The sequence below is a fragment of the Bifidobacteriaceae bacterium genome, from assembly GCA_031281585.1.
In the GTDB taxonomy this organism is placed as follows: Bacteria; Actinomycetota; Actinomycetes; order Actinomycetales; family WQXJ01; genus JAIRTF01.
This window is the reverse complement of sequence record JAITFE010000123.1, coordinates 1-9,395: the sequence shown is the minus strand read 5'-3', so window position 1 is coordinate 9,395 and position 9,395 is coordinate 1. Positions and strand designations below refer to the sequence as shown.

Sequence of the window (9,395 nt, the reverse complement as noted above, 5' to 3'; positions counted from 1 at the left end):
CACCGCGGGGTGGCCGACCGCGTACGGCATGGGCGGCAACGACACGCTGAACGGGTCAGCCGCCGCAGACGAGTTGTACGGCGGCGCGGGGAACGACAGGCTGAACGGAAACGCCGGCGATGACCACTTGGTGGCGGGCCCCGGCGATGACACCGTGTACGCGGGGGCTGGCGAGGATTTGCTGGTCGGCGGCCCCGGGGACGACCGGTTGGATGGCGGCGCCGGGGCGGACGTCTACGACTTGTCCGGCGGCGGAGCGGACGTGGTCACCGACTCGGACAACGACACTGTGGTGATTCTCCCGGCGGGCGTTGTCGCTGGTGACTTGACAGCCGCGCGGGTGAGCAACTCCCTGGTGTTTGTCTATCCGGGCGGGTCGTTGGAGTATCAGAATTGGTTCTACTACTCGGTCGGGACGTCGCAGTATGACGCCTATTACAAACCCGCTTTGTTCAGGTTCGCGGACGGGGCGGAGATGGGCGCCCAGGCGATCAAGGATTTCCGGTGGGTGTTCGAGGGCACGGACGGCGCCGACGTGTTGTCGGGTTCGCCGTACAAGGTGTCGGAGTTCCGCGGGTTCGGCGGGGACGACACGATCACGGGCGCCGGGTCTGCGGACACGTTGGTCGGGGGCGCCGGTGACGACAAGTTGTACGGTCAGGGTGGCGATGACGTGTTGGACGGCGGCCCCGGGGACGACCGGTTGGATGGCGGCGCCGGGGCGGACGTCTACAAGCCGGGCTTTGGCGTGAACACGCTGGCCGATTCGGACAGCAACACTGTGGTGGAGTTCCCGGCCGGGGTGGCGCCGGAGGACCTGACGGCTTCGAAGTCCGGGAGCGGCCTGGCGTTTCTCTATCCGGGCGGGTCGTTGGAGTATCAGAATTGGTTCTACTACTCGGTCGGGACGTCGCAGTATGACGCCTATTACAAACCCGCAGCGTTCAAATTCGCGGACGGCACCGTGTGGACTGTTGCGCAAGTGAAGGCACTCGTCTAGCACGAGCGCGGTCGTTGCGATGCGGGGCCAGGTGCCCCGGTCTCCCCGCTTTGGGGGACTGGGGCCTGGCCCCGCAGACGCTTGGAATGGCCCGATCCGGCCAACAGGCAAGCCCTGCTTAGTTGACCAGGGCGGCGACGTCTTCGGGGGTCAGGCCCGTGGAGAAGGCGCCGTCTTGGTCTAGGAGGGAGTCGAAGAGCGCTTGTTTGCGTTCTTTCAGGGCCATGACTTTTTCTTCGATGGTGTCCTGGGAGACCAGCCGTGAGACCAGGACTGGCCGGGTTTGGCCGATCCGGTGGGTGCGGTCGATCGCCTGGTTCTCCGTGGCCGGGTTCCACCACGGGTCCAGCAGGAAGACATAGTCCGCCTCGGTCAGGTTGAGGCCGAACCCGCCCGCCTTCAACGAGATCAGGAAGACCGGGGCGGCGCCGGTCTTGAATCCGTTGATGACGTCCGCGCGGTTCTGCGTGGACCCGTCCAGGTAGGAGTGTTCTATCCCGGACTCGCGCAGCCGGGCGCGGACCTTCGCCAGGTAGGTGGTGAACTGTGAGAAGACCAGCGCGCGGTGGTTCGCGCCGATGACCTGGTCCAGTTGGTCCATCAGCACGTCCAGTTTCGAGGACGGCACGGACTGGAGGGCCGGGTCCACCAGGGTGACGTCCAACGCGGCGCGCCGCAGCATGGTCAGGGACCTCAGGATGGCGAACCGGTTGGCGTCCCAGTCCTCCAGCAGCCCCAGCATCCTTGAGCGCTCCCGTTGCAGATAGGTGTCATATAGTTCACGATGCCGTCCGGCCAGCTCCACATGCAGCACCTGTTCTTGGCGTTCCGGCAGGTCGGCGGCCACCTTCTCCTTGGTGCGGCGCAGCAGCAGCGGCTTCGCCCGCCGCCGCAACTGCGCCATCGCGTCCCGGCCGCCGTCCCCGCCGGCGGCGATCGGGCCGCCGTAGACCTCCTTGAACTGCTTGCGCGAACCAAGCAAACCGGGCGCGACAATCGCGAAGATGGCCCAGAACTCCTCCAGCGAATTCTCCATGGGCGTGCCGGTGATGGCCAGCTTGAAATCCGTGTGCAGGGCCCTGGCCTGCTGGTTCACCTTGGTGGCGAAGTTCTTGGCGAACTGGGCCTCGTCCAGGATCAGCCCCGGCCAGGCGATCTCCGCGAACTGGTCCTTGTCAAGCCGGAAGATCGCGTAGGAGGTGACAATCAGGTCGGCCCCCGCGGCCAATTCCGTCAAAGGCACGCCGGCCCGCGCGCGGGTTTCGCTCGCGGGGCGCACCACCAAGTCCGGGGTGAAGCGCGCTGCCTCCTCCAGCCAGCCGGGCACCACCGAGGACGGGGCGACCACCAGGAACGGCGGCGTGCCCGCCGGCTGCTCGGACCGCGCCCGCGCCATCATCGCGAGGGCCTGCACGGTCTTGCCCAGGCCCATGTCATCCGCCAGCACGCCGCCCAATTTGTGCCGCCAGACGAAGGTCAGCCAGTCGTAGCCCGCCTTCTGGTAAGGGCGCAGATTCGCTGTCACAGCCTTGGGCAACGGCTCGGCGGAGGGGGCCGCGTCCGCCAGGCCCCGCAGCTCCGCCATGGCGGCCCGCCACCGCTCCGCCCCTTCGATCGAACCGGCCGCCTCCTCCAAGTCCTGCCACAGCGATGCCTGGTAGCGGCCAATCCGGGGCTTGCCCGGGCGGTCGGACAGCTTGGCGGCCTCGCCGATCAGCCGCGCCAGCTTCTGGAACAGCGGGTGGTCCAGGGACACCAGCGACCCGTCTTTGGCCATGGCGTGCGGCTCGTCGGCCGCCAGCGCTTCGAAGATGTCCGCGAACACCAAGTCCACGTCCCCCACTTGGACCGTCACGTTGAGGTCGAACCAGTCGCCGTCGCCGGCGTCTTGGGCTTTGATCCGCACGGTCGGCTCTTCGGTGCGGACCCTGATGTGGTCCAAATCCCCGGTGATCGTCAGGCCCTCAACCTGGCGCAAAGCGGGCAGGGCGGTGATCGCGAAACCGGCCAAGACGGCATCGGACAACTGCTCCGTGCTGGCCAAACGCGGGTCGCCGAACGCCTGGCTGGAAGCGGCCCGGACGGCTTCGACGCGGGCCAGGATGGCCTCCTCGCCAGCGGGGTCGCACCTGGGGCCTGGGCGCTCGGCCGAATCTGTCGGGTACTGGTGCGCGTCCGCGCCGTGGCCGTACCGCCACAGCCAGGTCAGCTTGGCCTTGGTGGGGGACGGCCGGTCGATGCGCAGCGTCAGCCGCGCGGCGGGCAATTCGGGCGGCTCAACCGACCCGTCGGTTGACAGGACGGGTAGGGCGTTGGCCAAGACCGGGTAGAGGTCCTTCCAGAAGCCGTCCGTTTGATTCGCGGGGATGGCAAGGGGGAGCGCGGACTTGAACGCCGCCCCGACCACCGCGCCCCGGCCGTCGCCGGGGCCAAGCACAATGCGCCGGCCGCCGCCTTTGCCGGCGGTTTGGCCGGACGCTTGGTCCGCACGGGGCTCGATGAAAACCGCGTACCCGGTCGACCCGATGGTCGCCACAGTCGCTCCGGTCAGCGTCTCGCCGCTGGCGCCGCCAATCCGCACCACCTCCGCGAGACGCAGACCGTGGTCGTCTTGGCGCAGGTCAATGGCCGGTTCGACGATCGACGCGAGTTCAACCGTGTCGCCGGGCTTGTCGCCAATCAACTCGATTCCCAGATCGGCCGCGCGGGCCAAATGCGGCCACAAGGCGTCCGAATCGGTGAGGCTCAGTTGCAACCAGGTGGACGAGCCGTAGCCAGGATTCGCCAGCCGGTTGAAGTCTTGGAACCAGCGGGCTTGCGCGCGGCTGACGCCCGCGTCCCGCCACGCGTCTGTGCTCCAACGCAGGTCGGGATGCCCAACCCAGCGCTTGTTCTTCCCCGGCCGGGCGATCCGGGCCTCCACAGTGGGCCGACCCGAATACCGGCCCGCCCATTCGACGGCGCGCAACTGGAGGGCCACGGGCGCCAGCTTGGGCAGCGTGGTGCCGGCGCTGATCGCGTTCGCCAACTTGCGGAGTTGGAGCTCCCATCTGGGCACTTCGAGCTGATTGGTCTGGTCTCTCATGGCCGCGGAGTTCGCGGCCAGCACCAGGGCCACAATGTGCTTGCAGTCGAAGCCGACCGGGCAGGTGCACAGCCCGCTGTCGGCTTCCACCACGAAGCCGTCCCCGTCCGCCTCCAGCCAGATGCGGCATTCGTAGGGGGTTGGTCTGGTGCCGCGCACGCGTCCGTACAGCCTCAGGTCGATCGGGTCGTAGGAGATGGTCCTGGTCAACACCAGGCCGCGCCGGAAATACTCGTGACCGCGGGCGAACGTCAGGGCGCCGACTTGGCGTTTGAGGTCGACCGCGTCAACCAGGGGCAAACCGCTTAAGGGCATCCGGCCATTATCTTGCGCTCAGGTTTGTCCCGCAACGTGATCGCCCGGCTGTCCCTCGCAAGAATGGGGACGGTACCTGTTTCCGGCGAGCCGGAAACAGGTACCGTCCCCATTTGCCTTCTCTACGGGCGCCAGAGGATGACCGCGCGGGACTCTGCGTCCACGGGGGCGCGGCGCGCGCGTTGGCCCGGGGCCAGCGGGATCGCGTCCCCGGAGGAGGCGACCGCGAAGATCCTCTGGCCGGGGTAGGCGGCGGCCCGCAGGTCCGCCACCTGGCGGCGCAGGTCCCGGTTCTCTTCTTCCAGGGCCAGGATGCGGGCTATGCCCGCCAAGTTGACGCCCTCTTGCGTGGACAGCCGTTGAACCTCCCGCAGTGTGGCGATGTCCCGCGCCGAGTAGCGCCGGCCCCGCCCCGCCGCGCGTTTGGGGACTACCAGCCCCAGGCGGTCGTACTGCCTCAGGGTTTGGGGATGCATTTCCGCCAGGTGGGCGGCCACGCCAATCGGGTAGACGGGTTTGTCCTGAAAGTCCGGAGCGGCGGAATCCGCCGGGCCCGCCGCGGTCTGGTAGCGCACGTCGATCCGCATGGTGGTCATGGCGCCACCGCCCGCCGGCTCATTGGGCGGCCTGACGGCGCAGTTCGGCGCGCGGATCCTCGCCCCGCGTCGCCTCCCGCAGCTGCTCCAGGGCCTCTTTGGCTTTCCCGGAAACCTTCTGCGGCACCGCCACGTTGATGGTGACCAACATGTCGCCGGTGCCTTTGGCGGTGGTGATGCCCTTGCCTTTGACCCGCAATGTGCGGCCCGTGGGAGTGCCGCCCGGCACTTTGACCGTGACCGCGCCCCCGTCCAAGGTCGGCACCTCGACGCGCGCGCCCAACGCCGCCTCGGCGAACGTCACGGGCACGGTCAGGCGCAGGTTGTTGCCGTCCAGGGAGAACACCGGGTGGACCGGGACTGTCACCGTGATGACGAGGTCGCCGGGCACCCCGCCGGTGCGGGACGGCTGCCCCTTGCCCGCCAGTTTGATCTTCTGGCCGTTGCGCACGCCCGCCGGGATCCGCACAGTCATCGACTGGCCGTCGATCGTCAGCACCTGGGTCGAACCGGCCGCGGCGTCCCGGAACGGCAGGGTCACCGAAGCGTGCAGGTCTCCGCCCGCCGCCGGGCCGGCCGCGCCGGGCCCAAAGCCGCCGGAGAAACCGCCGCCCCCAAACGCGCCCAGGATGTCCTCGAGGTTGAAGTCCCCGCCCGCGCCGGTCGAATAGCGCACACGGCTGTTGCCCCGCCCGCCGCCGAACATCGCGGAGAACATGTCGTCGAAGCCGCCCCCGCCGGCCGCGCCGCCGGGCCCGGCCGAGAACCTCGCCCCGCCTGCGGCCATTGCCCGCACCGAGTCGTATTGTTTGCGTTGCTCCTGGTCGGACAGCACCGAATAGGCCTCGGACACTTCCTTGAAACGCTCCTCGGCGGCCGCGTCGCCCGGATTGGCGTCCGGGTGGAGAGTCCGCGCCAGCTTCCGGTAGGCCTTCTTGATGGTCTGGTCATCCGCGTTCTTCGGGACGCCGAGCGTCTTGTAGAAGTCCTTCTCGAACCAGTCCTGCCCGGCCATGTCAGCCCTCCGAATCGACCACGCCGACGCGCGCGGCCCGCAACACCCTCTCGCCCATCCGGTACCCGGGTTGGAGGACCAACGAGATGGTGGGGACCTTGACCTGGGGATCGGTTTGGTGCAGCAAGGCCTCGTGAATGGTCGGGTCGAACGGCTCGCCCTCGGCGCCGTAGCGTTCCAGGCCGAACCTGGCGAGGGCCGCCTCGAGCTTCTCGCCGACCGCCTTGAACGGGCCGTCCAGTTCGCCCGCAGTCCGCGCCGCGTCGATGTCGTCCAGCACCGGAATCAGCGCTGTCAGCACCTCCGCGCGGGCTTGGTCCCCCGCCACGGCGCGGTCCCGGTCCACCCGTTTGCGGTAGTTGGCGTATTCGGCGCTGAGGCGCTGCAAGTCCTCGGTCCGGACCCGCAGCTCCTCCCGCGTCGAGATCAGCTCGGCGGCCGCCACGACCTCGTCCTCCAACGCGCGGGCCGCCGCTTCGGCCGTGTCCGGGGTCTCCTCCGACAACCCCGCGCCCGATGCCGTCCGGCCGCCTCCCCCCGTCCCGGCGCCAGACGCCCCGCCGGCTTTGCCAGCCTTGCGCGCCCGGCCCGAGATCGGGTCGACCTTGCGGTTGTCGCGGATCACGGGCCGGCCTTCGGAGTTGGTTTCCAGGCCGCCGTCCCCGGTGAGCTCATCCGGGTCAACCCCCAGATTGTGCTCCACCGCCAGATCCTCGTCCAAGTTGTCGACGCGCTGGTCAAGGTCGTCCTGGGCGTCGGCCGACGCCCGCGAGACGTGGTGGCGGCCCTCACGCTGGCCGGCGTCCGCCGGGGCGGACGCCGCTTTCGCGGAGCGGCCGCCCCGGTTGTTTCCGGTCGTAGAACTCATAATCAGACCTGATCCTCGTCAATCACCTCGGCGTCGACAATGTCGTCGTCCGCGCCGGACCCGCCGCCCTGGGCGCCCGCGTCCGAACCGGAGCCGGCGCTGGAAGCCGAACCGGCGGCATCGGCGGATTGCTGGGCGTAAACCAACTGGCCGATCTTCTGGGCGCTGGCGCTCAACGCGGCCTGCGCCTGGCTGACCGGCTCGATCTCGGCACCCTCAAGCGCCTCCTTCAGGTCCGCGATCTTGCCGTTGACCTCGGTCTTCAAGTCCTCGGGGAGCTTGTCGCCCGTGTCGTTCAACAGCGCCTCGGTCTGGTACACCAATTGCTCGGCGGAGTTGCGCAACTCGCTCTCCGCCCGGCGCTTCTTGTCCTCCTGGGCGTGGGCCTCCGCGTCCTTGACCATGCGGTCGATCTCATCCTTGGGCAGGGCCGAGCCTCCGGAGATGGTCATGGACTGCTCCTTGCCCGTGCCCCGGTCCTTGGCGGAGACGTGGACAATGCCGTTGGCGTCGATGTCGAACGTGACCTCGATCTGCGGGATGCCGCGCGGGGCCGGGGCAATGCCGGTCAACTCGAACGTGCCGAGCGCCTTGTTGTCGCGGGCGAACTCGCGTTCTCCCTGGTAAACCTGGATCAGCACGGAGGGCTGGTTGTCCTCGGCGGTGGAGAAGATCTCGCTCCGCTTGGTCGGAATGGCCGTGTTCCGGTCGATCAGCTTGGTCATGACGCCGCCCTTGGTCTCAATGCCCAGCGACAGCGGGGTGACGTCGATCAGGAGGACGTCCTTGCGCTCGCCCATGATCACGCCGGCCTGGAGCGCGGCGCCGATAGCGACCACCTCGTCCGGGTTGACGCCCTTGTTCGGCTCCTTGCCGCCGGTCAGGGTCTTGACCATCTGCGCCACCGCCGGCATGCGGGTCGAGCCGCCCACCAGGATGACGTGCGAGATTTCGGAGACGGAGATGCCCGCGTCCGCGATGACCGACTCGAACGGACGGCGCGTGCGCTCCAGGAGGTCCTTGGTCATGTCCTCGAACTGGGCGCGCGTCAGCTTGGTGTCCAAGTGGATGGGGCCGTTCTCGTTCATCGACACGTATTGGAGCGAGATGGTGGTGGCGGTGGCCGTGGAGAGCTCCTTCTTGGCCTGCTCGGCGGCTTCCTTGAGGCGCTGCATGGCGACCTTGTCCTTGGACAGGTCCACGCCGGAGGACTTCTTGACCTCGCCCACCAGGAAGTCGACAATGCGGGCGTCCCAGTCGTCACCGCCCAACTGGTTGTCGCCGGAGGTGGCCCGCACCTGGATGGTGGAGAACCCGTCTTCCTCCTTGCCGACCTCCAGCAGGGACACGTCGAACGTGCCGCCGCCCAGGTCGAAGACCAGGATCAGTTCGTCTTCGGTGGACTTGTCCAAGCCGTAGGCCAGCGCGGCGGCCGTGGGCTCGTTGATGATGCGGAGGACCTTGAGGCCGGCGATCTCGCCCGCCTCCTTGGTGGCCTGGCGCTGCGCGTCGTTGAAGTAGGCGGGGACGGTGATGACGGCATCGGTCACCTTTTCGCCCAAGTAGGCTTCGGCGTCCGTCTTGAGCTTGCCGAGGATGCGGGCGGAGATCTCCTGGGCGGTGTACTTCTTGCCGTCAATGTCGACGGTCCAGTCGGTGCCCATGTGGCGCTTGACCGAGGAGATGGTGCGGTCCACGTTGGTCACCGCCTGGCGCTTGGCGACTTCTCCGACCAGCACCTCGCCGCTCTTGGAGAATGCGACCACGGATGGGGTTGTGCGCTGTCCCTCAGCGTTGGTGATGACGGTGGGTTCGCCGCCTTCAAGCGTGGCGACCACGGAGTTGGTGGTGCCCAGATCGATCCCGACTGCTCGTGCCATGTTTGGTTTCCCTTCTAGTTTTGGCCCTTTGGCTCATCTGACTTGGCTGCGCGCGAGAGCCACGGGTGACCGGCCGAACCGGCCAGGGTGGGCTGGCGGCCCGGCCGATCGCCGATGGCTCCCTCGGTTGAGTCAACCAGACTCAAGTTTCCTCTCTCGCGGACCTGGCGTCAAGCCGCATTGAGTCTGCCGGACTCAAGTTTGCCATGGGCTGAGGCTTTGAGCGCGTGGCCAACACCCACGCCGCCGCCGCTATGATCCAAGTCACATTGCCATGCTGCGCTCAGTTGGCTCAGCTTTGTCGTCCCGGGCTCCGTGTCTCACGGACTGACCCCAAGAGCGGGGACGGCACCTATTTCTTCGGCTGCGATCCCGCCTGTGAAAGCTCCCATTTGCGCCGGGGCCGCGCTCGCGCCACTTCCACAGGTGCCGCCACGGTGTTGATCGTGTACTGATCGCCCCAAACCCGCCCCCAAATGGGCCGCCGATGCCGCTTGGGCGCGATCCGGCCAACCGCGCACGGCGGCGAACGGGGTTCCGGCCGCGCGCAATTGTACGTTTCGGCGGTTTCGGCATAGTCTTGGGGCCGTGGAGATGAGCGTTTCGGACGCCAGGTCAAGATTCGCCGAGGCCGTG

At 68.0% G+C, this 9,395-nt stretch carries 6 protein-coding genes; 1 reads left to right on the top strand and 5 read right to left on the bottom strand.

Annotated features, from left to right (window positions below):
* A partial coding sequence (locus tag LBC97_13125; GenBank protein ID MDR2566967.1) for a hypothetical protein occupies positions 1 to 1,000 on the top strand: 1,000 nt, incomplete at its 5' end.
* Between the two features lie 118 nt (positions 1,001 to 1,118).
* On the opposite strand, the gene LBC97_13120 is transcribed toward LBC97_13125, so the two are convergent.
* From LBC97_13120 to dnaK, 5 genes are all read right to left on the bottom strand, one after another.
* Positions 1,119 to 4,400: a DEAD/DEAH box helicase gene (locus LBC97_13120; GenBank protein ID MDR2566966.1), complete on the bottom strand. Its 3,282-nt coding sequence runs from the start codon at positions 4,398 to 4,400 to the stop codon at positions 1,119 to 1,121.
* Between the two features lie 122 nt (positions 4,401 to 4,522).
* The gene (locus LBC97_13115; GenBank protein MDR2566965.1) at positions 4,523 to 4,996 is read right to left on the bottom strand and encodes a helix-turn-helix transcriptional regulator; all 474 of its coding nucleotides are present in this window, start codon (positions 4,994 to 4,996) and stop codon (positions 4,523 to 4,525) included.
* A gap of 19 nt (positions 4,997 to 5,015) precedes the next feature.
* Positions 5,016 to 6,011, bottom strand: coding sequence for a DnaJ domain-containing protein (locus LBC97_13110; protein MDR2566964.1), 996 nt, complete (start codon positions 6,009 to 6,011; stop codon positions 5,016 to 5,018).
* A gap of 1 nt (position 6,012) precedes the next feature.
* A complete protein-coding gene (grpE, locus tag LBC97_13105; protein ID MDR2566963.1) occupies positions 6,013 to 6,879 on the bottom strand; it encodes a nucleotide exchange factor GrpE in 867 nt (288 codons plus the stop codon).
* A gap of 2 nt (positions 6,880 to 6,881) precedes the next feature.
* Positions 6,882 to 8,759 carry a molecular chaperone DnaK gene (gene dnaK, locus LBC97_13100; GenBank protein MDR2566962.1) on the bottom strand — a complete coding sequence of 626 codons (1,878 nt, stop codon included), beginning with the start codon at positions 8,757 to 8,759 and terminating at the stop codon, positions 6,882 to 6,884.
* Between the last annotated feature and the right edge of the window lie 636 nt (positions 8,760 to 9,395).